This window comes from Actinomycetota bacterium, assembly GCA_035765775.1.
Taxonomy (GTDB): domain Bacteria; phylum Actinomycetota; class CADDZG01; order JAHWKV01; family JAOPZY01; genus DASTWV01.
This window is the reverse complement of record DASTWV010000059.1, coordinates 346,151-371,589: the sequence shown is the minus strand read 5'-3', so window position 1 is coordinate 371,589 and position 25,439 is coordinate 346,151. Positions and strand designations below refer to the sequence as shown.

Annotated in this window: 20 protein-coding genes and 2 riboswitches; of the genes, 14 read left to right on the top strand and 6 right to left on the bottom strand. The window is 68.8% G+C overall.

Going from position 1 to position 25,439, the window contains the following annotated elements; all coding sequences use genetic code 11:
- Positions 1-45: 45 nt before the first annotated feature.
- On the top strand, positions 46-762 hold the full coding sequence (gene recO / locus VFW71_15495) for a DNA repair protein RecO (GenBank protein ID HEU5004166.1): 717 nt from the start codon (positions 46-48) through the stop codon (positions 760-762).
- 18 nt (positions 763-780) lie between these two features.
- On the opposite strand, the gene VFW71_15490 is transcribed toward recO, so the two are convergent.
- Complete coding sequence (locus tag VFW71_15490; GenBank protein HEU5004165.1) at positions 781-1,359, bottom strand: hypothetical protein; 579 nt, start codon at positions 1,357-1,359, stop codon at positions 781-783.
- A gap of 147 nt (positions 1,360-1,506) precedes the next feature.
- On the opposite strand from VFW71_15490, the gene VFW71_15485 reads away from it, so the two are divergent.
- Entirely contained in the window at positions 1,507-3,906 is a 2,400-nt protein-coding gene (locus VFW71_15485) for a phosphoketolase family protein (GenBank protein ID HEU5004164.1), read from the top strand.
- Positions 3,907-3,920: 14 nt separating this feature from the next.
- Entirely contained in the window at positions 3,921-5,000 is a 1,080-nt protein-coding gene (locus VFW71_15480) for an acetate/propionate family kinase (protein ID HEU5004163.1), read from the top strand.
- Positions 5,001-5,003: 3 nt separating this feature from the next.
- On the opposite strand, the gene VFW71_15475 is transcribed toward VFW71_15480, so the two are convergent.
- A complete protein-coding gene (locus VFW71_15475; protein HEU5004162.1) occupies positions 5,004-5,525 on the bottom strand; it encodes a hypothetical protein in 522 nt (173 codons plus the stop codon).
- 280 nt (positions 5,526-5,805) lie between these two features.
- Between VFW71_15475 and VFW71_15470 the strand changes: the two genes are divergently transcribed.
- On the top strand, positions 5,806-6,354 hold the full coding sequence (locus tag VFW71_15470; GenBank protein ID HEU5004161.1) for a universal stress protein: 549 nt from the start codon (positions 5,806-5,808) through the stop codon (positions 6,352-6,354).
- A gap of 209 nt (positions 6,355-6,563) precedes the next feature.
- Here the strand turns inward: VFW71_15470 and VFW71_15465 are convergent, their stop codons facing one another.
- Positions 6,564-7,319, bottom strand: a complete 756-nt coding sequence (locus tag VFW71_15465) for a response regulator (protein ID HEU5004160.1) — start codon at positions 7,317-7,319, stop codon at positions 6,564-6,566.
- Between the two features lie 262 nt (positions 7,320-7,581).
- Here VFW71_15465 and VFW71_15460 point away from each other — a divergent pair, with 262 nt between their 5' ends.
- From VFW71_15460 to VFW71_15445, 4 genes are all read left to right on the top strand, one after another.
- Positions 7,582-8,196: a PAS domain-containing protein gene (locus tag VFW71_15460; GenBank protein ID HEU5004159.1), complete on the top strand. Its 615-nt coding sequence runs from the start codon at positions 7,582-7,584 to the stop codon at positions 8,194-8,196.
- A 5-nt stretch (positions 8,197-8,201) separates the two neighbouring features.
- Positions 8,202-9,380 (top strand): response regulator, encoded by a 1,179-nt coding sequence (locus tag VFW71_15455; GenBank protein ID HEU5004158.1) that lies wholly within the window; start codon positions 8,202-8,204, stop codon positions 9,378-9,380.
- Positions 9,377-11,602 carry an EAL domain-containing protein gene (locus VFW71_15450; protein ID HEU5004157.1) on the top strand — a complete coding sequence of 742 codons (2,226 nt, stop codon included), beginning with the start codon at positions 9,377-9,379 and terminating at the stop codon, positions 11,600-11,602. Before VFW71_15455 ends, VFW71_15450 begins: the two co-directional genes overlap by 4 nt.
- Positions 11,603-12,569: 967 nt before the next feature.
- Entirely contained in the window at positions 12,570-13,256 is a 687-nt protein-coding gene (locus VFW71_15445) for a response regulator transcription factor (GenBank protein ID HEU5004156.1), read from the top strand.
- Positions 13,257-13,432: 176 nt separating this feature from the next.
- Here the strand turns inward: VFW71_15445 and VFW71_15440 are convergent, their stop codons facing one another.
- Together VFW71_15440 and VFW71_15435 are read right to left on the bottom strand one after the other, a co-directional pair.
- The gene (locus tag VFW71_15440) at positions 13,433-14,239 is read right to left on the bottom strand and encodes a CAP domain-containing protein (protein ID HEU5004155.1); all 807 of its coding nucleotides are present in this window, start codon (positions 14,237-14,239) and stop codon (positions 13,433-13,435) included.
- Between the two features lie 106 nt (positions 14,240-14,345).
- A riboswitch (cyclic di-GMP riboswitch) is annotated at positions 14,346-14,431 on the bottom strand.
- Between the two features lie 437 nt (positions 14,432-14,868).
- Complete coding sequence (locus VFW71_15435) at positions 14,869-15,174, bottom strand: hypothetical protein (GenBank protein ID HEU5004154.1); 306 nt, start codon at positions 15,172-15,174, stop codon at positions 14,869-14,871.
- Between the two features lie 44 nt (positions 15,175-15,218).
- Between VFW71_15435 and VFW71_15430 the strand changes: the two genes are divergently transcribed.
- The gene (locus tag VFW71_15430) at positions 15,219-15,656 is read left to right on the top strand and encodes a transposase (GenBank protein HEU5004153.1); all 438 of its coding nucleotides are present in this window, start codon (positions 15,219-15,221) and stop codon (positions 15,654-15,656) included.
- Positions 15,653-16,165 (top strand): transposase, encoded by a 513-nt coding sequence (locus VFW71_15425; GenBank protein HEU5004152.1) that lies wholly within the window; start codon positions 15,653-15,655, stop codon positions 16,163-16,165. The genes VFW71_15430 and VFW71_15425 overlap by 4 nt, the downstream gene beginning before the upstream one ends.
- Positions 16,166-16,486: 321 nt before the next feature.
- Here the strand turns inward: VFW71_15425 and VFW71_15420 are convergent, their stop codons facing one another.
- The gene (locus VFW71_15420; protein ID HEU5004151.1) at positions 16,487-17,416 is read right to left on the bottom strand and encodes a CAP domain-containing protein; all 930 of its coding nucleotides are present in this window, start codon (positions 17,414-17,416) and stop codon (positions 16,487-16,489) included.
- A 10-nt stretch (positions 17,417-17,426) separates the two neighbouring features.
- A riboswitch (cyclic di-GMP riboswitch) is annotated at positions 17,427-17,518 on the bottom strand.
- 411 nt (positions 17,519-17,929) lie between these two features.
- Here VFW71_15420 and VFW71_15415 point away from each other — a divergent pair.
- The 4 genes from VFW71_15415 (at position 17,930) to VFW71_15400 (ending at position 25,375) form a co-directional block, all read left to right on the top strand.
- The gene (locus tag VFW71_15415; GenBank protein HEU5004150.1) at positions 17,930-20,302 is read left to right on the top strand and encodes an EAL domain-containing protein; all 2,373 of its coding nucleotides are present in this window, start codon (positions 17,930-17,932) and stop codon (positions 20,300-20,302) included.
- 690 nt (positions 20,303-20,992) lie between these two features.
- Positions 20,993-23,194, top strand: a complete 2,202-nt coding sequence (locus tag VFW71_15410) for an ATP-binding protein (GenBank protein ID HEU5004149.1) — start codon at positions 20,993-20,995, stop codon at positions 23,192-23,194.
- Positions 23,195-23,420: 226 nt separating this feature from the next.
- Positions 23,421-24,029 carry a TadE/TadG family type IV pilus assembly protein gene (locus tag VFW71_15405; GenBank protein ID HEU5004148.1) on the top strand — a complete coding sequence of 203 codons (609 nt, stop codon included), beginning with the start codon at positions 23,421-23,423 and terminating at the stop codon, positions 24,027-24,029.
- Positions 23,999-25,375 carry a pilus assembly protein TadG-related protein gene (locus VFW71_15400; GenBank protein ID HEU5004147.1) on the top strand — a complete coding sequence of 459 codons (1,377 nt, stop codon included), beginning with the start codon at positions 23,999-24,001 and terminating at the stop codon, positions 25,373-25,375. The genes VFW71_15405 and VFW71_15400 overlap by 31 nt, the downstream gene beginning before the upstream one ends.
- Positions 25,376-25,439 lie beyond the last annotated feature (64 nt).

Below are 25,439 nucleotides of genomic sequence, written 5' to 3'. Positions count from 1 at the left end.
GCTGCAATCCGGGGCCATGTCCTACCCTGCTCCTACACTTGTGCGGTGCTCTACAAGGACGAGGCCGTGGTCCTCAAGACGATGCGCCTCGGCGAGGCGGACCGCATCATCACCTTCGTCGGGCGGGGGCAGGGCAAGATCCGGGCAGTCGCCAAGGGCGTCCGCAAGACCAAAAGCCGGTTCGGGGGCCGCCTGGAGCCCTTCACCCACGTCTCCCTCGTCCTGTGGCGGGGCCGCTCCGACTTGGACATCGTCAACCAGGCCGACCCCATCGACGCCTTCCGGGAGGTGCGAGAGGATCTCGACCGCTTCGCCCTCGGCCAGGTGATGCTGGAGGCGGTCGACCGGGTGGTGCAGGAGAAGGAGCCGGCGTCCCGGGTCCTCGGCCTGCTGCTGGATGCCCTCAAGGGGCTCAGCGCCAGCAACTCACCGCTGGTGCTGGCGTGGTTCCTGCTCAAGCTCTCCGGAGTGGCCGGCTTCGCCCCTTCGCTGGACGCCTGCACCGAGTGCGGTGCGCGGGCGACGTGGTTCTCGCCCGGGCAGGGCGGGGCGGTATGCGGCGGGTGCCGCGACCTGGCCGCCAGCCATGTGCCGCCCGGCGTCCTGAAGCTGCTGCACGACCTGGTGACCGAGGGGGCCTGGATGAAGACCGACCCCGAGGTCGTGACCGCCGCCACCCGGCTGGCCCGCTCCTACGCCGAGTACCACCTGGAGCGCCGGTTGCGCTCGGCCGTGGCCGGGGCGGCGCTCATCAAGGCATAGCCGGCACCAGGCCCGGATCTACACCGCCGCGGCCACAGGCCGGGCGGCGACATCCACGGCTTCGACAAGGACCTGCCGGCGGTGCCAGAACCCCAGGATGGAGAGGGCAGCCATCACCACGGCCAGGACACCGGCGACCAGCCCTGCGATCAGAGCCAGCTGCCCCACCCGCCACCACGCATAGGCGCTCAGCAGCAGGCCGCGGAGCGTCTCCCCCTTGAAGAGGGTGTTGACCTCATTGGTCAAGGTGGTGTTGGTGGGGTCCGCCTGCGCGGCCGCGCTCACCTGGGCATAGGTCTGGCCTTTGGCCACCTCGCTCAGGTGCACGGCGATAAAGTGGTCTGCGTAGGCCTCAGCCTGGGCCCCGTTCACCAATTGCTGGCCGGCGTAGCGGTCCAGGTAGGGCCCGATCGTCTTGGGTGCCAGGGCGGCGCTGCCTGCAGCCGGGAAGAAGATCTCTTGCGTCGCCAGCTGATTATGGATCTGGTGGTCCACGAAGGCGGCTCCCCACAGCAGCAGCGCGCTGGAACCCACCAGGGCAGCGGTCATCAGGACGCCGATCCACGAGACGATGCGGTCAATCTTCTGGCGTTGCATGGCACTCCCCTTTCATTGCCGGGCGATAGTTCTTGCGCCACCGGAAGCTACTCCTCCCCCATGTGCGAGTCAGGGGCCGAACGGCCCCTTTCCCCGGGCCCCCCGGACCCATTCGCGCCCAGAGCCGATATGCGTCAGGATGCAGGAATGACTCACGGTCGCGACGACCCCGGCCAGCGTCGCTCGGGGTCTCCATCCGTCGACGACGCCTTGGCCGGTACGGATCTGCGGCTGCTGGATGCGTACTGGCGGGCGGCCAACTACCTCGCTGTCGGCCAGATCTACCTGCTCGCCAATCCGTTGCTCCGGGAACCGCTCCAGCCCGCGCATATCAAGCCCCGGCTGCTCGGGCACTGGGGGACAACACCGGGCCTGAATCTGATCTACGCCCACCTCAACCGGGTGATCCGCGCCCGGGGGCTCAACATGATCTACATCGCCGGGCCGGGCCACGGCGGCCCGGCGATGGTCGCCAATGTCTACCTGGAGGGGACCTACTCGGAGATCTACCCGGGTGTGAGCCGCGACCTGGCTGGGCTCGCACGGCTCTTCCGCCAGTTCTCCTTCCCCGGAGGGGTCCCCAGCCACGTCGCCGCCGAGACACCGGGATCGATCCATGAGGGGGGCGAGCTGGGTTACAGCCTGGCGCATGCCTACGGGGCAGTCCTCGACAACCCCGACCTCATCGCCTGTTGCGTCGTGGGCGACGGTGAGGCCGAGACCGGTCCCCTAGCGGCGAGCTGGCACAGCAACAAGTTCCTCGACGCAGCCCACGACGGCGCGGTGCTGCCCATCCTGCACCTCAACGGCTACAAGATCGCCAATCCTGCCGTGCTGGCCCGCATCCCGGACTCGGAGCTGGACGCCCTTTTCACGGGATACGGGTACCGGCCGCTTGTGGTGGGGGGCAGCGACCCATTTCAGGTACACCGCGACCTGGCTGCGGTCCTCGACGCCGCCCTGGATGACATCGGGGCCATCCAGCAGGCGGCCCGGGACGGTGACCGGCACCGGCCGCGCTGGCCCTTGATCATCCTCCGCACGCCAAAGGGCTGGACCGGCCCCAAAACCGTGGACGGTGAGCCGATGGAAGGCACCTCCCGGGCGCACCAGGTCCCCCTGGCCGACGTTCGGAGCAACCCCGTCCAGCTGGCGGCCCTGGAGGCCTGGATGCACAGTTACCGCCCGGACGAGCTGTTTGACGCCGCCGGCGCCCTCCGCCCCGAGCTGGCGGCCCTCGCCCCGTCGGGAAGCAGCCGGATGGGGGCCAATCCCCACGCCAACGGCGGGCTGCTCCTCCATGATCTCAGCCTGCCTGATTTCCGGTCCTACGGGGTGAAGGTCACCGCCCCCGGTGCCTCAACCAGCGAACCGACCCGGGTGCTGGGGCAGTGGTTGCGCGACGTGGTGTCCGCCAACCGGGACCGCTTCCGGGTCTTCGGGCCCGACGAGACGGCGTCCAACCGCCTGACCGCGCTGTTCGAGGCCACCGACCGGGCCTTCGATGGCCGGATCGAGCCAGGAGACGACCATCTCGCCCCGGACGGGCGCGTGATGGAGGTCCTGTCCGAGCACCTGTGCGAGGGGTGGTTGGAGGGCTACCTCCTGACCGGGCGCCACGGCCTGCTGAATTCCTATGAGGCCTTCATACACATCGTCGAGTCGATGTTCAACCAACATGCCAAGTGGCTGAAGGTGTCCGCCGGGTTGGGCTGGCGGCGCCCGATCGCTTCCCTCACCTACCTGCTCAGTTCGCATGTGTGGCGCCAGGACCACAACGGGTTCTCCCACCAGGACCCGGGGTTCATCGATCACGTCGTGAACAAGAAGGCGGGCGTCATCCGCGTCTATCTCCCGCCCGACACCAACTGCCTCCTGTCGGTGGCTGACCACTGCCTGCGGAGCCGGGACTACGTGAACGTGGTCGTCGCCGGCAAGCAGCCCTCGCTCAACTGGCTGTCGATGCCCGACGCCGTCCTGCACTGCGCCCGCGGCATTGGGATCTGGGAGTGGGCCAGCCGCGGTGTCCAGGATCCCGATGTGGTGATGGCCTGCTGCGGCGACATCCCCACCCTGGAGACCCTGGCCGCAGTCGACCTCCTTCGCCGGGAACTGCCCGAACTCAAAGTGCGGGTCGTGAACGTCGTGGACCTCATGCGCCTGGAACCGCCAACCGAGCACTCGCATGGCATGACCGACGTGGAGTTCACGTCGGTGTTCACCCCCGACCGCCCGGTGATCTTCGCCTACCACGGTTACCCCTGGCTCATCCATCGCCTGGCTTACCGGCGGGAAAACCACCTCGGCCTGCATGTGCGGGGCTACAAGGAGGAGGGCACCACCACGACGCCGTTTGACATGGTGATGCTGAACGACATGGACCGCTTCCACCTCGTCATGGATGTGATCGACCGGGTGCCGGGACTCAACTCCCGGGCCGGCGATGTCCGCCAGCGCATGGTCGATGCCCGGGCACTCGCCCGCGCCTACGCTCACCGGGAGGGCGAAGATCCGCCCGACATCCGCGAGTGGGTCTGGCCTGGGTAAGGCAACGCGCGGCGGTGCGGGTCCTGGTGGTGAATGCCGGATCTAGCAGCCTCAAGCTGCGGATCCTCGACGGCGCTCGCGTGGCGGGCCGGACCGATCTCGCTCCCGCGGCTGCCGAGAGTGCCGAGCTCGTCCGGTGGGCTGCATCGGCGTCGCCCGAGGCGATCGGGCACCGCGTCGTGCACGGTGGCCCGGAATTCACGAAGCCCGTGCGCGTTGATGACAGGGTCCGGGCGCAACTTGGGAACCTGGTTGCCCTCGCCCCGCTGCACCAGCCACCGGCCCTGGCGGCGATCGACGCCCTGCGCGCCGGGTTGCCAGAGTGCCCTTCGGTGGCGTGCTTCGACACCGCCTTCCACGCCACCCTCTCCCCGGCGGCCGCCACCTATGCCCTCCCGGATGCCTGGCGGGAGCGCTGGGGGATCAGGCGGTACGGGTTCCACGGTCTGTCGCACGCCTACGCCGCCCGCAGGAGCGCCGAGATCATGGCCCGGCCACTGGCCGGACTGCGGATCGTCACCTGCCATCTGGGGGCAGGCGCGTCGCTGGCCGCGGTGGCAGGGGGACGCTCCGTCGACACCACGATGGGCTTCACCCCCCTCGAGGGCTTGGTGATGGCGACCCGCGCGGGCACGGTCGACCCGGGGCTGCTCCTGTGGTTGCAAACCAACGGCGGGCTGTCCGCGGCGGACCTCACCGACGCCCTGGAGCGCCGTTCCGGCCTCCAGGCGTTGGCCGGCACCGCCGACATGGCCCGGATCGTCGAGCGGGCGCGTCTTGGCTCCGGCCGTGAGCGTGCGGCGCTGGAGGTCTACCTGCACCGCCTCCGAGGCTCGATCGCGGCGATGGTAGCCAGTCTCGGGGGCCTGGACGCCCTCGTCTTCACCGGAGGCGTCGGGGAGAATTCCGCCGTTGTGCGGGAGCAGACAGCGGCCGGCCTCGGGTTTCTGGGCGTAGCCGTCGATCCTGCCGCCAACCGGAGTGGGACCGGGGACCGAGATGTCGCGCCGCCCGGCATCGCCGTCCGCACTCTCGTGGTCGCCGCCCGTGAGGATCTCGAGATCGCCCGGGCCGTAGCCGCCGTCCTGGCCTGAGGCTCAGCCGGCGTTGGCCAACCGCCCGACGGCCTCCAGCAGCGTCTCGCGGGTCAGAGGCCCGAACAGCATCTCCCGCCCCGGTCGGATCCTGATCGGCGGGTCGCCGATGCCCCGCAGGAGCATCCGGGGCGTGCCCGGGTGGGTGGCCTCGTGGCCCTGCCACACGGCCCGCCCTTCGATGGTTGTCAGTCCGAGGTCGTCGATGATCACGTCTGCCTGATCCGCCATCGGGCAGCGCAGGCCCTTCATGAGGGGGCAGCCGAAGGCGGTATCCGCCGGGCCCCCGCAGACCGTGACGTCGTAGCCCTGGTCACGCAGGACCGTGGCCACCGTAGCCGGCAGGGCCACTCCGGGCATCTCCAGGAGAACGCGAGGCCGGCGGATCGGCGGTGTGCTCCCCGGGATGCCGCTGGTGTGCATGTGCCACCACTGGCGCTCATCGTGGTCGTCCGACCAGGCCAGCGATCCGGGGCCGAGGGCCGGGTGGTGGAGGGCCAGGTGGAGGTCGTCGGGTGTGTCCATCGTCTGGGTTCCTTTCGTGGTCTGGCGGTGGCAGCTGTTCCTTCTGGGAGTGTGCGCCCAGCGCAGGGACGACCACCAGGGCTGGTCGGCCCGAACTTTTAGGACAGGTGGCCTCCGCAAAGGAGGCCGAACTGCCGTATCGGGTTGGAGGTCTCCAGCTGATGATGGTTGGCGGGCCGCCGGAAAGTGCCAGACCGCGGCACGAGGAGGGCCAGAGTAAGGACTAGAGCAAGGAAGGGACGATGAAAACGAGGACACAGGACGCGCGAAAGGACATGTGATGGGCAGGATCGTAGTGGGCGTTGACGGGTCGCCAGAGTCGTTCGGAGCCGTGCAATGGGCTGCCCATGAGGCCGCGCTGCGCGGTGACCGCCTCGTCCTGGTGCACGCCTGGCACCTTCCGGCGGCCTTGGGGCTGGCCGATGCGGTGGGGGAAGCGGTCGATTGGTCCTTCGTGGAGGGTGTGGCCCGGCAAACCCTTGACCGGAGCCGGGAATGGGTGACAGAACCCGGCGTCGAGGTGGAGCAGGTACTGATTCAGGACCCGCCGGTCCAGGCGCTGCTGGAGGCCGCGCGGGGTGCGGAGCTGCTGGTGGTCGGCACCCGCGGGCTCGGGGCAGTTGCCGGCCTGGTGCTCGGGTCGGTCAGCAAGGGCGTGCTGCATCACGCCGGCTGCCCGGTGGTGGTGATCCCGGCACAGGCCTCCCGCGAGCATGCACCGGCGGAGTCATCGAATGCAGCACGAGCCCCTGCAACCGGCAGGCGGGCAGTCGGGTCCCGGGAGCACAGTCCTCTCGGCCCGAGCCCGGCAACCGAACCGGTCACCTGATGGGTCACCATGCCACCCCGTTCCCCCACGCCGGCCGCAGCACTCCCGGGCCTCGGGGTGCGGGCGGTTCGCGAGCTGGTTTGGTCCGCCGTCCCGAACCTCCGGCGCCCGACGCCGGGCCTGTCCCTGCGCGGCCGTCGCCTCGGCGCCCCGGGCACTCCACTTTCCCCGGCAGCCCAGCTGCCACCGCAGGACCCGCCGGTGGTGGATCATTCCGCTCTGGCTCGGGGCCCGCGGCGGATTTCGGCCTCCAGCTCCTCCACCAGCGTGCGCATGTGGCTGGCCGCCTCTCCCTCCAAGGGGCTGACCCCGCCCAGGAGCCCTTCGAGATCCCGTGCCAGGTGGCTCCCGTGCCCGAGACCGAAGGTCCCCAGCACCCCGGCCAGTTTGTGCGCTTCCGCTTCCGCTTCGCTGCGCTGGGGCGGCGAGATGCGCCCCTCGGACGCTGCCGTGGAGGCGGCCTTCAACCGGCCGAGGCGGCTCAGGATGGCCTCCAGGCTCTCCCACCAGACCCCTATCAGGTAGGCCGGCACGGCCGCGGATTCCGCGTCCCGCACCGGTGCGCCGGGCCCGCCGCCGTCCGCCGTCAAGCCTTCGGGCCGCCGGCCGGACCGCGCGAGGTAGGGGTCCAAGGAACGCATGAAGCTGGTGGGCTCGATAGGCTTGGCGAGGTAGTCGTCGAATCCCGCCGCCAGTAGCCGTGCCCGGTCCTCCGGTTGGGCAGCGGCAGTGAGGGCCACGACCGGCACGTCCGGGGTTGCCGGGTTCGAGCGCAGCAAGGTGAGGGCCTGCACGCCGTCCATGTCGGGCAGGTGCTGGTCCACCAGGATGAGATCCGGCGGGTCAGTCCGAAGTGCCCCGGCCATATCCGAGCCCCTGGTGCACACCGACAGCCGGTGCCCGGCGCCCCGTATGAGGTAGCCGACCAATTCCGCGCTGGCCGGGTCATCCTCCACAACAAGCACGCAGGCCACGCCTTGCTCCAGTGCGCCAACGGTGCGCCTGCCCAGGCGCCGGTTCTCCCCTGGAGGATTGTCCCGCTCCCGGAGCAGCTGCGCAACCCGTCGCCCGTTTCGCACTCGACGGCAAGACGACCATGTGTCACTATCACTTCCTAAAGCAAAATGACGGCACCGGAGCGCCCGTGGCTCACCTAACTATTCGTCTGGATCCCTCGCCCACCGGACCTCTGCGGGCGTTCCCGACGCCGCTGGGCGGCATTGCCTGTTGGCGATCAAGGCCCCCTACGCCATGAGCGCCAGCGATCTTGAGGCCCAGAACCTCCGGTGGAACGAGGGCGCCCGCCGGCTGTATGGATACGACCCAGCCGAGGCGGAGGTCAAGGCCCCCCACCGCGACCCTTCGGCGAACCCCATGGGGTCCCTGCTCATCTCGCGGGACATCTTCGAGGAGGTGCGCCTCACCGAGGCGTTGAAGGCCACGCAGTACTGCACGCGCTCGCTGAGCGAGCAGCAGCGGCGCGAGTCGGAGTCCTGCAACCGAGGGCTGATCGAGGCCTCCCTACACGGGCTGATCACGGTGGACTCCCCGCTGGCCATCAGCGATGTGAACAAGACGATGCGCCGCGTGTCCGGCTACACCCGGGACGGGGTGACCGGGTCGCCGTTTCGCCCTCCCAATTCACCGACCCCAGGCGCCCCCGGCGCGGGGTCCGGCTCACGCTGGAGCAGGGGGATGACCAACGACGAGTCGATCCTGGGCACCCGCCAGGGCCAGGAGCGCTTGGTTTCCCTACATGTCGACGTCTTCAAGGACCAGGACGGGCATGTGCCCGGCATCTTCGCCTCCGCCCCGGCACACACCGAACTCGCCGGCCAGTAGCGGGCGTGGGGACCATCCTGGTGGTGGACGATACCCGGCAAGTCCGGGCCCTGCTGGGCAGCATCCTGCCGTCGGCTGGGCACTTGGTGGTCTGGGCCACCGACGGCGCCGAAGCGCTCGAACGGGTGGCCGCCGAGGCCCCTGACCTCGTGATCAGCGACATCCTCATGCCGACACTCGACGGCTACGGCCTCCTGCGCGCCCTGCGGGCGCGGGCCGAGACCGCCGCCACCCCATTCCTGTTCTACTCCGCGACCGACTCCACGGAGGAGGTGGCTCGGCTAGCCGGAAATCTCAGCTATTCGGGCATTCTCACCAAGGCCACCGGCCCCATGGAAATCCTGCAGTCCGTGGAGGCCGCCCTGCGCCGCGGGCCTCTGCCGACCCAAGGAGGGGACCCGGACGACTACCACCAGGAGCCCGTGGCCCTCCTGAACGCCAAAGCCCTGGACCGGGGAGCGGACGCCGAGGCCATGGACAGCGCCCGCCAGGATTTGGCACGTGAGCTGCGGGCAGTGGAGGCCCAGCGGGCCGAGCTGGTCCGCCGGCTGGTCTCGGCCCAGGAGGAGGAGTCGCGGCGTGTCGCCGCCGACATCCATGACGACTCGGTCCAGGTGATGGCGGCGGTGGCGCTGCGGCTGGGTGTGCTGCGGATGACCCTTAACGGGCAGGACCAGCTCCAGGAGTTGGACGAGCTTCAGGCCGCCGTGCAGACTGCCATCCGGCGGCTCCGCCGGATGCTGTTCGTGCTGCGCCCCGCCCCTCCGGATCTCGACGGCCTGGCCGGCAGCCTGGAGGAGCTGGGCGCCATCCTGGGCCGCGAGGCCGACTTTGCCGCGACGGTGGCCATCGAGGTGGGCACCGCCCCGCCGCCTGAGATCCTGGTCGTCCTCTACCGGGTGGCCCAGGAGGCCCTGGTCAACGTCGCTAAGCACGCCCGGGCGCGCCACGTGACCATCGGCCTGCGCGAGCAGGGACAGGGCCTCGGGCTGGTCATCGCCGATGACGGCACCGGCTTCGAGGCGGAAGCCGCGCCGGAATCGCCGGGCCACTACGGGTTCACTTCCATGCGGGATCGGGCCGAGGTGTGTGGGGGGCGCCTGGAAATCACTTCCTCACCCGGGGCGGGAACCACGGTCGCCTGCTGGGTTCCCACCCGAATTCCCCGCGCTGCCCCGGCGTGAGTGCCATCCGGGTCCTCGTCGCCGATGACGATCCGATCGTGCTCGCTGCCCTCAGGGCGGTGCTGGCAAGCGACCTGAGCCTGGTTCTGGTGGCCACCGCGGTCAACGCCACGGAGGCGGTCGATCTGGCCCTGCTCCATCAGCCCGACGTAGCGTTGCTGGACGTCCGGATGCCGGGCGGGGGGGTGCAGGCGGGGGCACAGATCTCCCGCCTGTGCCCCAGTACCCACATCATCGCTCTGACCGCCTACGCGGACCGGCGCACCATCCTGGCGATGCTGGGCGCTGGCGCCCGGAGCTACCTGGTGAAGGGTGCCAGTGCCGAGCAGATCCTGGCGGCCATCCACCGGGGTGCTCGGCACCAGGGGTCGGTGTCCGCCGAGGTCGCCGAGGTCCTCATCGAGTCACTGGCCGGGATGCCCCAGGCCCAGACAATCGAAACGGAACGACGGTCACAGCAGATCGGGCGGGTCACCAAGGCGCTGCAGGAGGGCTGGTCGAGGGTCCAGCTCCAGCCGATCGTGGACCTGCGTGCTGGCTGGGCAGTGGGCGCGGAAGCCCTGCTTCGGGTGGAGGGGGAGCCCCGCCGGGGCCCAGACGTCTGGCTGGCCGAGGCGGCGTCGGTGGGCTTGGGGGAGGCCTTCGAGCGCGCCGCGGTGTCGCTGGCGGTGGTCTCCGCCCATGCACTGTCTCCCGAACTGTTCATCTCGGTTAATATATCCCCCGGGGCCATCCTGGAGCCCCGGACCCGAACGCTGCTGGACGAGATCGCGCCCGAGCGCCTCGTGATCGAGGTCACCGAGCACGACCCCATCGAGGACTACGACGAGCTGATGGCGGCGCTGCGGCCACTCCGGGCGCGGGGTGCGCGGGTGGCGGTGGACGACGCCGGGGCGGGCTACGCCAGCTTCCGGCACATCCTGCGCCTGCAGCCGGACATCATCAAGCTGGACATCAGCATCGTCCAGCGGGTCACCGTGGATGAGAAGGCCCGGGCGCTGGCCGCCGCGCTGATCTCGTTTGCCGGCGAGACCCGGGCAACCCTCGTGGCCGAGGGTATCGAGACCCTCGCCCAGGCCGGCGCCCTGCGTACCCTGGGTGTCATCTGGGGCCAGGGCTACCTTCTGGGCCGACCGGCGCCGCCGCCGCCCAGCGGGATGTACCCCCGCTATGTCGGAGCTCCCGGAGGGGGGGATCTGGGCCCTCCGCTGGTCGGGCTAGGCGAGAAGAACACCCAGATCGCGCTCCTGCGAACCGCCATCGAAGCGGGTTCGGCGGGCAGCGTCGAGGCGGCCCTGCACCTGGCGCTGGAGCGCATCTGCTTCTACACCGGCTGGCCCGTGGGCCACGCCTGCCTGCTCACCGGTGAGCCAGCGGTCGGCCCAGCAGGTGGGGACACGGGTGGCGACGCGCGTGGCGACGGAGAGCTGGTCAGCACCGCAATCTGGCACCTGGCCGCCGGGGCGCAGTTCGACGCCTTCCGAAGGGCGTCGACCGGGCTGCGTTTCGGCCCCGGGGTGGGCTTGCCGGGCAGGACGCTGGAGGCGGGGGAACGCGTGCTGATGGCCAATCTGGAACTCGACCCCCGGCTCGCCCGCTCAGCGCAGGCGGTGGCGGCGGGCCTGCAGGCCGGTTTTGGGATCCCGCTCGCCTTCGAGGGCCGGACTCTCGGCGTGCTTGAGTTTTTCTCGATGCAGTCTGAGATGCCCGACGAGTCATTGCTGGTGGTGCTGGACGGCTTTGCCAGCGAGCTGGCCCGGGTGCTGGACCGCCAACGCGTCGAGGCAGCGTACCGGGAGCGGACCCGGCACCTAGACTTGACCGAGGCGATGACCCACGCCGGGAGCTGCCGCTGGGAACCGGAGCGGGGCGCTGGCTGGTTCTCCGACGAGCTGCGCCGGATCGCCGGATTTCCCGTGGGTACAGCCGCGTCCTTCGATGACTTCTTGAGCATCGTCCACCCCGATGACCTCCCGGCGGTGGTCAGCGCCATTGATAGCGCCGCCCGGGGCGGGGTGGTCGACTTCGCCTGCCGCTTCGTCCGGCCCGACGGCACTCAACGGCGGCTCTCGTGCCGGGTGGAGCTGGACGCGAACCCCGGTGCCACGCCGGCCCTGACCGGCGTCTTCCAAGACGTGACCGAACTGGTGGTCCAGCACCGACCATCTGCACCGGCCGCCCCGTCCCTCGGCCAACCCCTCTGGATGGGCGGGCCGGGGTAGCCGGGCGGCAGGCGGGGGCCATGATGCGGCGAGGGCGGCCACGCCGAGGCGGACGCGCTCGACGTTCTGGGACCTGGCGCTGTGGATGCCGAGCCCGGGCCTACAGACCGGGCTCGCGTCCCCCTGTCTGGTGGTGGGGCCCGGCATCCGGCCCGGCACCAGCTCCGGCCCGCATTCTAGGCAGCCTGGGGCGCAGTCTGCGCGGTGTCCGACGTGGCGTCCGTGGACGCCGTGCTGGCGGCGTTCTGGCTTCGCTACGTGCTGTCGCTCCCTCGGCGTTCAGTGCGGTCCCGGTCGGCGTTGCCGTCCTGGCGGGGGACCATGGCCTCCGATCCGACGCCGGCCGGTCAGGGAGGTGCTGGCGGACGTCCTCGGCGCTGCGCTCAAACTGGTTGATGACCTGATAATATGCTGAACTCATCATGCCAGGTCATCCTCACAGGTACGTCCAGGCACATGAATGTTCCATCGACCCAATCGTCGGGTTGAAGAGGTCTATATCCAGCAACATGACCGCCCAGGGTGTGCTGCTGTGGATCGCCCCGTTCTATTCCTGTGCAGCCACCGATCCCGAAACGCCGGTGGCGTTCGATGACACCTTTGCCCATCTGGTGCGCCACCAGTACTCAGGGCGGATCGCAGGTACGTGCCCGGCTCCCTCCGGGAGGGAGATCCGCTCCTGCGCCATGGGGGGGAACCCCCGCCCTCGTGTCCGCCGCCGGGCGGCGTCGCCCTGAGGTGGGACTACCGCAGCTGGATCCGTCGTGCTTGCGGCTAGGTAGTCTACTATGTCCGGATATGCGCAGCCGGTGCTTGCGCGAGAAGGAACCCTGGATGGGGGATGCGCCTGCTACAGGGCCTCCGCTGACCGCTGGTCTGCCGTGACGGTCGCCGTCGCCCATGCGCCATGGAGTACCGCCGGCGAGCGGGGATGCACCAGAATGCGACGAACGGAGGGGATCGATTGATGAGCGAGCAGGGCGTAATCAAGGTGCTCGTTGTTGACGACCACCAGATGTTCGCGCAGACCCTCATCCGGGTCTTCCGGGACCAGAGCGATCTCGAGGTCGTCGGCGCTGCGGCTACCGCGGCGGACGCCCGACATATGGCCGCCCGGTTCCACCCCGATGTGGTGCTAATGGACAACCAGCTGCCCGATGGCGCCGGCATCGATGCCGCGGCCGACATCAGGGCCGAGTGCCCGGCGACAAAAGTGGTCATCCTGACCGCGTACGCCGACGACAACGCGTTGGTCCATGCCATCGAGGTCGGGTGCTCCGGCTTCATCTCCAAGGTGGGTTTGGTGGAGGACGCCCTCTCCGCCGTCCGGGCTGCCGCGGTGGGGGAGACCCTCATCCCGCCCGAGCTGCTCATGCGGCTCCTCCCCCGGCTGCGCCGGGAGCATCAGCAAGTGTCATACGGCTTGACCGACCGGGAACTCGAGGTGCTGGAACTCATGGCCCGAGGCTTGCACAACGCGGCAATTGCTGAGGCATTGTTCTTGAGCGTCAACACCGTACGCAAACATGTCCAAGCCATCTTGACGAAGCTGGAGGCCCACTCGAAACTCGAGGCGGCGGCGATCGCCGTGCGCCAAGGCATTTTGCAGATGACTGAGGACGGGCCGAAGGTCATGAGAAAGCGGCACCGATAATTCCGCAGCCGGGTCCCTCTTTCGCATCTACGTGCTCTCCTGACCCGAGCACGTAGGTGGTGGGGTAACCCCTGTTTTCCCTAGGGCGGTTGGGGACAAAATTACCGGAGCCCCGGACCCTAGGGCCCGAGGCTCCGGAGCGTTTTATCGACCAAGCATCGGGGAGGCTGGTCCCGCTACCTGCGGGAGAACACGGTGAAGATCTTGAAGCCCCCGCCCAGGGCCATCAGGCAGCCGGCGGCCAGGAGCCCGGCGTACAGGAGGCCACCCTGGGGGTTACTTGCGCCGGTGCGGCTGGCGGCGGCATCCGCTTGGCCATGGTGGGCAATGGTCATCGTGGTGACCCCCGCGTGCTCAGAAGCCGGGGCAGCCGGGGGCGGGGTCGGTGCTGCGACGGTGGGGACCGGGAACACCGGAGCCGGGGCAATGACAGGGGCAGGGGCGACGACCGGCTTGGGGGCAGGGGGCGCCACCGGCTTGGGGGCTGGTGCCACTGCCGGCTTGATGGCTGCAGCCGGGCGGGCGGCCGGGGCCGGGGCGGGGGAGCCGCCATCAATCTCGGAGAAGTCTTCAGTGACCCATACCTGGCCGTTTTCATCGATGGTGACAGCGACGCCCAGATAGTTGAAGCGGGGGTTCATGATGTTGGCGTAGTGCTCCGGGCTGGCCTTCAGCAGCGACTGGACAAAGTCGAGAGTTGTGCCCTCGCCGACGTTCTCGCCCAGGTACGAAGCGTGCAGGGCGCTGTGCGCCACGTCCATGTACCCGGTCATGTTGTGGTACAGCTGGTCCTGGTTGGCCATGTCGTCCGAGTGGGCCTGGGCAACCTGCTGCGCCCAAGGCTGGTTCTGCAGCGCCGCCAGACCGCCGGCCGCCCGGAGCGAGTTGACCCAGGCGAAGTTGGTGCTGGCGGCGTCCGGAGCGGGGGTGGAGGCCGGGGCGCCGGCCGCCAGGGCTGGCGCGGCACCGAAGGTGAGGGTCATGGCAAATCCAGCACCAATCAGAGAGGTGAGAATGCCCTGGGTCCTTCGCATCGTCGTCTCCTTTCTTGAGGCGACATGGACGGACTCTCGAGGGATTTCTCGGGCATCCGGTAGCTGGCTGCCGTGATCGCTGTGATCGACGGCCCTATAGCTTTGCGTCGCCTCGTTTCCGAGGGTTTGCCTTTGGCGGTGCTTGTTTCCTACTTCAAATATCGGGCTCATGGGATCGTCTGAACAGCCGCACAGTGACCAATAAATCTGGTACATGAAGGCGGACGCGGGGAGCCATTTGGGGCCACGCCGGACGGCGCGAATGCAGTAGGCCCGGATCGTTCGCCCGGACTAGGGGTCGGCCAGCAGAAGAAGATGCACAGAAGCGGTAGCGGAGGCTTCTGGAGGACCGGGCACCGCGCGGTGCGCCGGTGATGGCTTGTGGAGCCGGCGGGCTGGCCGCGGAGTGCCCCATGCGCCCAGCTGGGAGGTTCCTACCAGTGCATGCTGCCGGGACCTAAGCCTGGATCCACGATGAACCGGCCGATCTGAGGCCCGGATAGACGCGAAAAATGCCCTCTGACCAGGGAGAATGGTGTCTGCGAAAACGACATCCGCCCTACTCAGAAAGGCACTTTTCAGGTGACATCTTCCCACAGCCTCGACCGAGCGTCGGTGATCTTCGACGACGACCACGCGGTGGCCAACGCCGGGCTGGTCCTGCCCGCCACCTTGGCCCAGCACCTGGGCATCGAAGAGCTGGTGCATGCCACCGTTGAGCTTGGGGATCGCCCCGGGGCTGCCCTGCCGGGGCGCAAGGTGCTCACCCTGGTGCACTCGATGCTGGCCGGTGGCGACTCGATCGACGACGCCGACGTGCTGCGCTGCGCCTCGACGGCCTCGGTGCTCGGGCACCGGGTGATGGCCCCCTCGACGCTCGGCACCTTCCTGCGCTCTCAGCTTCGGACACGTTCGCCAGCTCGACAAGGTGACCGGGAAGCTGCTTGCCCGGGCCTGGGCGGCGGGGGCGGGACCGGGCGGGGAGGTGCTGATGCTGGACTTCGACTCCACCATCTGCGAGGTGCACGGCTACCACAAGCAAGGTGCCGCCTACGGCTACACCCGCCGGCTCGGCTACCACCCGCTACTGGCCACCCGGGCCGAGACCGGTGAGGTGCTGCACGTGCGCCAGCGCAAAGGCTCGGCCGCCAGCGCCCGGGGCTGCGTGCGCTTCCCGGACGAGACCGTCGCCCGAGCACGGCGGGCGGGCTCCAGCGGGGAGCTCCGGCTACGGGCGGACTCGGCGTTCTGGTCCGAGAGGTTCGTCAAGGCGTGCCGCCGCCACCGCATCGGCTACTCGATCACGGTGCCGTCCAACTCCGCGGTCAGGCTGCCAGCGCCACGATCCCCGAGGAATCGTGGGTGAGCATCGACTACACCGCCATGGGCGAGGCGCAGCTGGCCGAGACCAGCTACAAGGGTGACCGCCTGATCGTGCGCGGCACCCGGCTGATCGGCGACCAGGCCGAGCTGTGGCCTGACTGGCGCCACCACGCCTTCGTCACCAACCGCCCGGGGGAGGCCGTCGCCCTGGGCGTCGAGCACCGGGGCCACGCCGTCGTCGAGCTCGCCATCCGGGACCTCAAGGAGGGATCGGGGCTCAGCCACTGCCCCTCGGGCAACTTCTCGGCCAATTCGGCCTGGCTGGTGATCACCTCCCTGGCCCACAACCTGATCCGCTGGGTCGCCTCGCTCGGCCTGGGCCACGTCGGCCCCGTGGTCGCCCAGAGCATCCGCCGGCGCTTCCTCACCCTGCCGGGACGCCTTACCCGCTCGTCACGGCGATGGCACCTGCACCTGCCGTCGGGCTGGCCCTGGGCCGAGGAGTTCTCCGCCGGCCTCGACCGCCTGCGGGGCATTGCCCTGCTCGCCTGAGCCGGATCACCGCAGGTGCAACCCGCCCCACCGGACAGGTTCCGGGCCACAGCCGTGCCCTGGGCATGAAATTGGCTCAGTTGTGGGCCTTCAGGTCACCCCAAACGTCGACGTGACGCCGGTCCAACTCGGCGACCGGGGCCCAGATCATCACCTCGCCTCCCAACGGTGGCACCTGCCGCCGTGGGGTCAGGCTATCGGTGGATCCAGGCTAAGCCGCTTGGTCCCCTCAGAGGGCACCGTGGACCGGGATCAATGCGGTTTGCCGGCGAGCGGAGCGTGACCACCGCCGCCGCGGACCCTGCTCGGCGCCAGATGGAGTTAGAAGAGGTGGCGGAGAAGGGTGGTGGCAATCGCGGCCGCCCTCTGAATGGCGTTCTTCCTGCCCGGCCGGTAGCTGGTCGACAAGCCGCGAAGGGCGTGTGGCGCAACGGTGGGCATCGTGGCAACCGTCGAGGGCTCAGGGTCGACGACGGGCGTGGCCGTCGGGGCGGGGGTGACCACCGGGGCGGGGGTGCTGGCGGCGGGAGCCGGGGCCGTCGCGGCGGGGCCGGGATCGGTGGCCGGCACCGGGGCGGCAGCCTTGCCATGGATGGCGGCCCGGGCGGGCGCAGGCGTGTGGACCGGGCCCTGCGCCGGGGTCGAGGCCGCCGGGGTCGAGGGCGCCGGGGCTGCCGCAGGCGTGCGCACCGGCGTCGAGGGCGCCGGGGTCGAGGGCGCCGGGGCGTCCGCAGCCGTGCGGACCGGGGTCGAGGGCGCCGGGCTGCCGACCGCGGCTGGCGCGGGCTGAGCGGGCGCTGGTGCGCTCGTGCCCATGAAGTCCTCGGTCACCCAGATGGTTCCGCCTGCCCCGTCAACCACGCCGATGCCAACCTCGGTGTAGTGGACCTGCAAGATGTTGGCCTTGTGTTCGGGCGAGTTGAAGAAGGCGGTGACGAGTGAAGAGCAGTCCGGGCCCTCTCCGACGTTCTCGCCGAGGTACTGCCAGTCGGACGGGGCCTGGTTGGTGAGGCTGGGATTGTGCGACAGCGAGCCGGCCGCGGCCAGCTGGCCTGACCAGGCCTCGGCCATGGTCGCCAGCGCTCCGCTGTTGGTCACTGCACTCAGCCCGGCGGCGGTGCGCTCGGAGTTGATCGCTGCGAAGAAGCACGATTCCTCCGAGGGGCTGGCAGAAGCGGGAGCGACACCCGCAAGAACGATCGTGCTCAGTGTGCCGGCGGCTACCAGGGCACGGATGGTCAGAGTCTTCACGGCGCTCTCCTTCGGCGGTCTGGCGATCTCCTCTCGAATAAGACGAAGGGGAGATCCATGACTTTGCGTCCCCAGGTCGCCCTGGGTTTGCCTTTATCGGGGGGCCCAAGCGGAAGCTCCTCGTGCTGCGCCTCGGGGTGCCGCATTGCACGGTGCGCCCCTCGGCTTGGTGCGGTTAGAAGCCCTCTAGCAACGAACCCTCTGCTACGAACCTTCGTGGCCCTCGATGGTTGTCGCTGATTGCACTAAGAGTTTCGTCATGACGTTGGAGTCCCTGCATGACGCATTCGCTCCAACTTTGTGCGGTTCAATTGGACCGCGCGCAGCGGCTTGGGGGCCACGGGGCCCCGGTCGGCACGGGCCGTTCGGCCCTGCCGCCTACTTCATTTGAGTCCCGCCACGGTACGCGCTAGGGACGAGAGGAAGATAGGCCGGTGAGCCCTTGGCGACGCTCCGCGTGAATCCGACACTACAACCGGAAGACTTGTTCCCACGACGAGACGAGGAGCGCACATGAGCACCCAGGACCTGAGGCGCCCCCTGTACGAAACCCTGCGACACGCCCCTGCCAAGTTGGCGGCCATGCTCCCTTCCGGTGGATCCCTCGCCCTGCCAGAGTGGCGGCGGCGTCACCGGGCCATCGTGTGGCTGCTTTGGGCGCATGTGGTGGGCGTGGAGATCTACGGGCTGATCCGTGGGTTCAGCTTCATCCACGTGAGCCTCGAGGTCTGCGTCATGGCCCTCTGCGCCCACGTGGCAAACCGGGAGAGCCTCACGCCCAAGCGACGCTCCATTGCGGCGAGCATCGGGCTCATGACCGCCTCCGCCGAGCTGGTGCACCTGTCCGGCGGTCTCATCGAGATGCACTTTCATTTCTTCGTGATGGTGGCGGTCATCGCCCTGTACCAGGACTGGCTACCCTTCCTACTCGCCGTCAGCTTCGTCCTGGTGCACCACGCGGTCATGGGGACCATCGACCCCCGCTCGGTGTACGACAATCCTGCAGCCATCGCCAACCCGTGGCTGTGGGCCGCCATCCACGCTGGTTTTGTCCTGGCCGAGTCGGTGGCATGCCTGGTGTGGTGGAAGCTGGCCGAGGAAGCCAATGTGCGCCAACGCAGCGCAGAGGCGGCCAGCAGGGCCACCACCGAGCAGCTGGCCCGCAACGGCAACCGCTTCCGCGCACTGCTACAGAACGCCTCTGACGCCGTCCTGCTCCTCGACGCCCAATTCCGGATCACCTACGTGAGCGAATCGGCCGGCCGGGTGCTGGGGCGGGTGCCCGGCGAGCTGATCGGCGGCAGCTTCCCCGAGATGGTTCATCAGGACGATCTGAATGAGGTCCTTGCACAATTGGAGGCGGCCCGCACCACGCGTGATTCGGTAGCGTCCCTCGAGCACCGGTTCTCGACCGCTGGCGGGTCCTGGTTCCGCTGCGAGACGGTGGTGGCCAACCTCCTCGACAACCCAAGCGTCGAAGCGTTGGTGCTCACGACCCGGGATGTGACGGTCCGCCGAGACCTCGAGGACCAGCTCCGCGTGCTGGCGTACCGGGATCCCCTTACTGGCCTCGCCAACCGGCATGCTTTCCTGGCGCGGGTGGAGGATGCCTTGAGCCGGCGTGACGGGGGGGCCGGCGGATGCACCGTGCTGTTCCTCGACCTCGACAACTTCAAGACGGTCAACGACAGCCTGGGTCACCCCGCCGGCGACTCCCTGCTCTGGACCGTCGCTCGACGGATCGAGGCCAATGTTCGCCCGCATGACGTGGTCGCACGATTGGGCGGAGATGAGTTTGCCGTCCTTATTCCTGACATCCTCGATCTAAACACGCTGATTGGCCTGGCGGAACGTCTCCTGGCGAAGATCCATGAGCCGGTGCTGCTGGATGGCACCGAAATTCTCCCGCAGGCCAGCCTCGGGGTGTCGCTCGGCAGCGGCCCCGCCCAGGACGTTGCTGCGCTCCTGCGGGACGCTGACGCCGCCATGTACGAGGCCAAGCGGCGCGGCAAGGGGTGCTACCAGCTCTTCCGGCCGGAGTTGCTGGCGGGAGCCCTGGCCCGGCTGGAGCTTGAGGCTGACCTGCGCCGGGCCATCGCCGAGGAGGAGTTCGTTATCCGCTACCAGCCCGTGGTGACCCTGGGCGACGGGGAGTTGGCCGGCGTCGAGGCACTGATCCGCTGGGAGCACCCGCAGCGCGGCCTGCTCAGTCCCGCCGAGTTCATAGAGGTCGCCGAGGAAACCGGCCTCATCGTGCCCATCGGGCGGTGGATGTTGCAGAGGGCCTGCGAGCAGATGGTCCGTCTCCAGCGCCGCACGGGTAGCCGTTTCCATTTGAACGTGAACCTCTCCTCCCGCCAGATTGCGGAGGACGGGTTCGAAGCGGAAGTGGCGGCCGTGCTGGCGTCGACGGGCATGGACCCCGCGTGCCTGGTCCTGGAGATCACCGAGACCGTGCTGATGAACGACGCGGACGAGACCGTCGGGCGGATGCGCCGGCTGCACGAGCTGGGGGTCCGCTTCGCGATGGACGATTTCGGCACCGGGTATTCGTCGCTGGCCTATCTCCGCCGCTTCCCCATTCAGGTGCTCAAGATCGACCGAGCGTTCGTCAGCTCCATGGGGGACGGCGTTGAGGAGCTCGCCCTGGTCCGTGCGATTATCAGCCTGGCCGAGACATTCGGGATGGAAGTGGTCGCCGAGGGCGTCGAGCACCAGTGGCAGGCCACCCGGCTGTTCTCGATGGGCTGTGGGTTGGGCCAGGGGTACTTCTTCGACCGGCCACTGAGCATCGACGCACTGGAGGCACGCGTCTCTAGGCCCCCGCTGCAGCGCCGCCCCCTGGTCTCGGCATCCCTCGTGCCAGCCCTGCCCGCCACCGCCTGAGGAGCCTGACGCCGGCGACCACTTCTCTTCGAGTTTTCGATGGGGTGGTGATCGCCGCGGCCCCCGGCGTCAAGCTGGTGCTGCCGGCATGTGGAGAAGGACCGCAGGGCCTGACCAGAGCGCGCTGGGGACTCGCCGAAGCCGGGGCGGTGTCCACGCTCCGTGCCCTACGGAGCGCAAACGAGTGCAACGGGGCTCGCTAGCTCAAGGGCACGCTGGTCACGGCAGCGTGAGGGCGGGGACGGGCCCTCCAGGAGAGCCGCACCCTTTGCGAATCAATGTGGCATACTCGTTGGGTATCGCGAGACGAAAGTCCCGCGGTGTACTGGACAGGATTTTCTCGGAATCTTAGGTTTCTGAACGTTGTTGGCCGGGGGGCCTGAACACGGGAGGAGCCCGTATGGTCCCCGAAGGTGGTACGCACACCCCAAACCCCCGCGCCCCAAACCCCCGCGCCTTGCCATCGATGGCAACAAGCAAGCGAGGGTCCCTCCCCTGCATCCTGGTCGGCGAATTGCCGGAGTACGCAGCCCTGGTGGGCGGGGTCTGTGCGTGTCTCGCCTCGTCAGACGCCGTTCGCAATGACCGCGTGGACCAAAGGAAGAATCCCGCCCATTCAGCCGTGGCAGTGCTCGCGGTGCGGCCTGGACCCTCGCCATCTGCCATTTCCGAGAGGGCCCGCCCGTGAGCATGCCTCCCGGCCCCTCGGACGGTCGGCCGGTTACGATCGGGGCACTACGCCGTCATGCTGCTGTCCGGACGACCATATTCGTCCTGCTGGTCGGTCTATTGGTTACCGCGGCTTTGGGCCTCGTTACCGCCAACTCGGTGCACCGGAACCAGCGGACCCTGCTGGTGCAGCAGGCGGACCTGACGGCCGGCACACTGAACGCCCTGGTCGGCCAACTCAGGAATGCGTTGGACATGGTCGGTTCGGTGGCATCCGCCACCGCAGGCCGGCCCGCCCCGATTCAGCGTGCGTCTGCCCTGCCCTCCCTCGCGTCGTTTTCCTCCCTGGTGGTCCTGCAAGCCCCAGATCCCGCCGGCGGGGAGTGGATCCCGACCCTGACCCTAAAGCCGGCGACAGTGACTGCCGGTACTCCCCCCGAGGCGATGATGCAGGCCATCAATGGCACCAGTGCCCAAGGGCTCACCGTGCTCGGCGTCGTGACTTCGGGGTCTGCCCGGACGGTTGCCCTGCTGGACCGGCCACCCGGCGTGTCCCAGTACGCCGTCTACGCGGAGGTGCCCTTCAGCACGGCGAAGCCCTTCGAAGGGCTGGATTTCGCTCTCTATCTCGCGGACCGAGAGGTTCCAACAAACCTCTTGTTAGCCAGCACCACCCACCTACCCTTGACCGGCAAGCGAGCAGTCGCCAGGCTCGACACCAACACGGGTGCAACACCCCAGGGCCGTCTGAGCACACGTCCCGACGACACGACCGGCCCGCCGGGTGCCCTTCTGCTCGTCATCCGCCCGACGCAGCCGCTCAATGGTCGCCTCAGCGCTGATCTTCCCTGGCTTTTTGTGTCTGCCGGGATCCTGCTCTCCGTGCTGGCTTCAGCCGGTTTCGGCGCGATCGTGAGCAGCCGGAACGCCGCGGTGGGCCTCGTCAAGCAGGCCCAGCAATCGGAGGCCAGCCGGGATCGAGCCCTCGAGGAGCGGGAGGAGGCTGAGCGGCACCGTGCGCGCCTGGAGGCGCAATTGGGGCAGGCGCAACGGCTCGAGGCTGTGGGACACCTTGCTGGCGGCATCGCACACGATTTCAACAATCTGCTGGCCGTGATCTTGAACTTCGGTCACTTCGTGCTGCAGCAACTCGAGGGTCATCCCGCAGAGGATGACGTCAAGGACATGTGCCGGGCTGCCGAACAGGCTGCCACGCTCACCCGCCAGCTGCTGGTCTTCAGCCGCAAGGAAGTGGTCAGTTCCCAGCAAGTGGACCTCAACTCCGAGATCGAAGCCTCCACTCGCATTCTGGAGCGGGTTCTGGGCGAGGATGTGGCGATCGACCTGCGCCTGGCCAAGTCCCTCCCCCCGGTCGAAGCCGATGTTGGCGGAGTTGAGCAGGTGCTGATGAACCTCGCCGTCAATGCCAGGGATGCCATGCCCAACGGGGGGCAGCTGACCATCGCCACCTCCGTGGCCCATCTGGACGAAAGCTATACCGCCGCACACCTGGGGGCCTCAACTGGACCCAATGTGCTCCTCGAGGTCACCGACACCGGCTCGGGCATGCCGCCCGAGGTGAGCCTGCAAATCTTCGAGCCTTTCTTCACGACCAAGCCCGCCGGCGTCGGGACCGGGATGGGCTTGGCAACGGTCTACGGCATCGTCAGTCGCTGGGGCGGCCACATCAGCGTGTATTCCGAAGTCGGTATCGGCACGTCGTTCAAGATATGGCTTCCCGTGCAAGCGTTGCCCTCCACTGCTCCCAACCCAGGGTCGGCGGAGAAACTCGAGCGGGGGACTGCCTCTCTGGTACTCCTGGTTGAGGATGAACCCGGAGTACGCCGCGCCGCCCACCGGATCCTGGAATCGGACGGGTACGCCGTCATCGATGCCGCCAATGGTACCGAGGCTCTGGAGGCCGTTGCGGCCGGCCCACCCGACGTGGTCGTCACCGACGTCATCATGCCGGGGCAAATGTCCGGGAAGGCCCTTGTGGAGGAGTTGCGAGCGAGGTTTCCGGGCCTCCCCGCCCTGTTCATGTCCGGGTACACCGCCGACATCATCACATCTCGGGGCTCGCTCAATCCCGACATGATACTCATCCAAAAGCCATTTACCGCCGACACCCTCGTCCAAGGGGTGAGGCGTGCGCTGCGAGCGGGAGCGGCAGTGACCACCTCAAGCTCAGAGGATCCGCCGGTAGCTCCGCAGAACGGGTAGCAGGCGCTGGTTCGGTTCCCAAAGCAGCCGTCCGGCTATCACCGCATTGTTCCTGGGGCCGCTCTGGCGCCCCGCGTGGGCCATGGCGCACTGCCTCCGGAACTGGTCCTGCATGGCCACCCAAGATCGCGCAAACGGATCATGTGCCGGACCCTTCCCCGCCCGAAACATCTAAGGGAGAGGCCACCCAACAGCCGGTGGCACCGGGACGGAGCGCGAGGTCGCTATGGAGAGTCAGCGGGGATTCCGGTCCATCCGGCAGCGGGAGGACGACGCCGGTCAGGGACGGCGTGGGCTCGGCTCCCGGGGCTCGGCGGCGCTGGAGTTCGCTCTGGTCATCCCCATGGTGGTGATGCTGGTCCTAGGCGTCGTGGACTTCGGCAACGTCTACAACCAGTGGGCCGGGCTCCGCTCCGGCGTGGCCGCCGGGGCCCGCTTCGGCAGTGTCGCCAACTTCGGGGCGACCTCCGCGTGCCCGCTGACCTTCGTCGGCGGCACAGCACCCTCCGCCGACCTCCAGAACCTCATGTGCCTGGTGAAGAGCAGCATCGGTCTTCCGCAGAGCGGCGTGCGTATCGACGTGCTCATCTCCGATCCGACGCTCAGCACCACCGGCACCGCATGGCTCGTGGGCGGGGGGCTGACGCTGTGTGCCGAGTACCCGGTCCTTTCGGTCACTGGAGCGTTCGGTTCCGCCTTCGGCGGGCACTACCTGCGCTCCAAGACCACCATCCGCATCGAGCAGGCAGCCAGTCAAGTCGAGACCCAGGGTGCCGAGACAGACCCGTCGGGATCGGGGTGGGCATGGTGCACGCCATACAACTCGGGTCCATAGTTCGCCGGATGGCGGCGGCGGTCGCCCGGCGCGTCGCGGCTTGCGCAGCCGACGACCGCGGCGCCATCGCAGTGGTGGTTGGCGTCCTCATGGTCGTACTGGTGGGCATGGCGGGGGTGGGGATCGATCTGGCCCGCACCCGGAGCTACGCCGAGGCCGCTCAGGCCAGCGCCGACTCGGCCGCCCTGGCCGGTGCCCAGGACCTGCTGGCTTTCCCGGGGTGGCCCCGGGTGGTGTCGGATGTCGAGACGTTCGTCCAGGCAAACCTGCCGAGCGCGGCGCTCTCGTGGAGCGGCTGCACGGACGCAGCTGCACTCCCGTACCAGCCCGACGCCGCGCATGGCAACGGCTGCATCTCGGCCGACTCCAGCACCTCGCCCACCCGTCTCCGGGTCCGGCTACCCGCCATGGCGGTCCCCACGAGCTTCGGGCGCGTGCTGGGGGTGGTCTCGGTCCCAGTTGCGGCGGCCGCCACCGCCCGGGTGATCACCTCGCCCGACTGCGGTCTGTGCGTGCTCAGCTCCACGGCCAACCCGGCGTTCAGGGCCAACGGTACCGCCCTGGTGCAGGTAACCGGCGCCGCGCTGCTGGACAACTCGACGGCGGCGGATGCCGCCAGCGTGATCGGCTACTCCAGCGTGGTGGCCGACGAGATCGGCGGCCCGTCAGCCCCCGACGGCTTCCGGACCACGGGCAATGGCCGCTATACGCCCCAGCCGGTGCAGGCTCCCCCCGTCGGCGACCCCCTTGCCTCCCTCCTGCAGTGCCCGCAGGCCGGGGCGGCGGTGTGCCCGGCCGTGGTGGATCCCGACGTCAACCTGACCGGCAGCACCTCGGCGTCGATCACCCCCGGCATCTACCAGAACATCTCGGTGCAGGGCCAGGCATCGCTCACGATGGCGCCGGGCACCTACATCATCACGCACTCGATGAGCTTCTCCGGCGGCGGCGCATTGACCGGCAACGGCGTGACCCTGTACTTCGCCTGCTCCGCCTATCCCGCGCCGTGCACCGCCGGGCAGTCCGGGGCCACCTTCTCCATCACCGGCAACGGGGCCACCGGCATCACGCCCCCCGCCTCCGGGCCTTTCCAGGGGCTGGCGATCTTCGCCGACCGCAACAACGCCACCTCGTCCAGCCTCAACGGCAATGGCGGCACGTTGTTGACGGGCACGGTCTACACCAAGGGCGAGGCGCTGGCGCTGACCGGGAACGGCGCTGAGACCAGCACCCTGAACTCGATGGTGATCGCCAATACCGTCACCACCTCGGGCAACGGGAACCTGGCCATCGCATTCTCGGCCGCCCAGAACGCTTCCCTGGGCACCGTAGCTCTCCAGGGCTGAAACCCGGCCGGGTTTATCTTGCCGCCGCACGAAACCCTCCCTGCCCATATTTACGGCGCCGGCC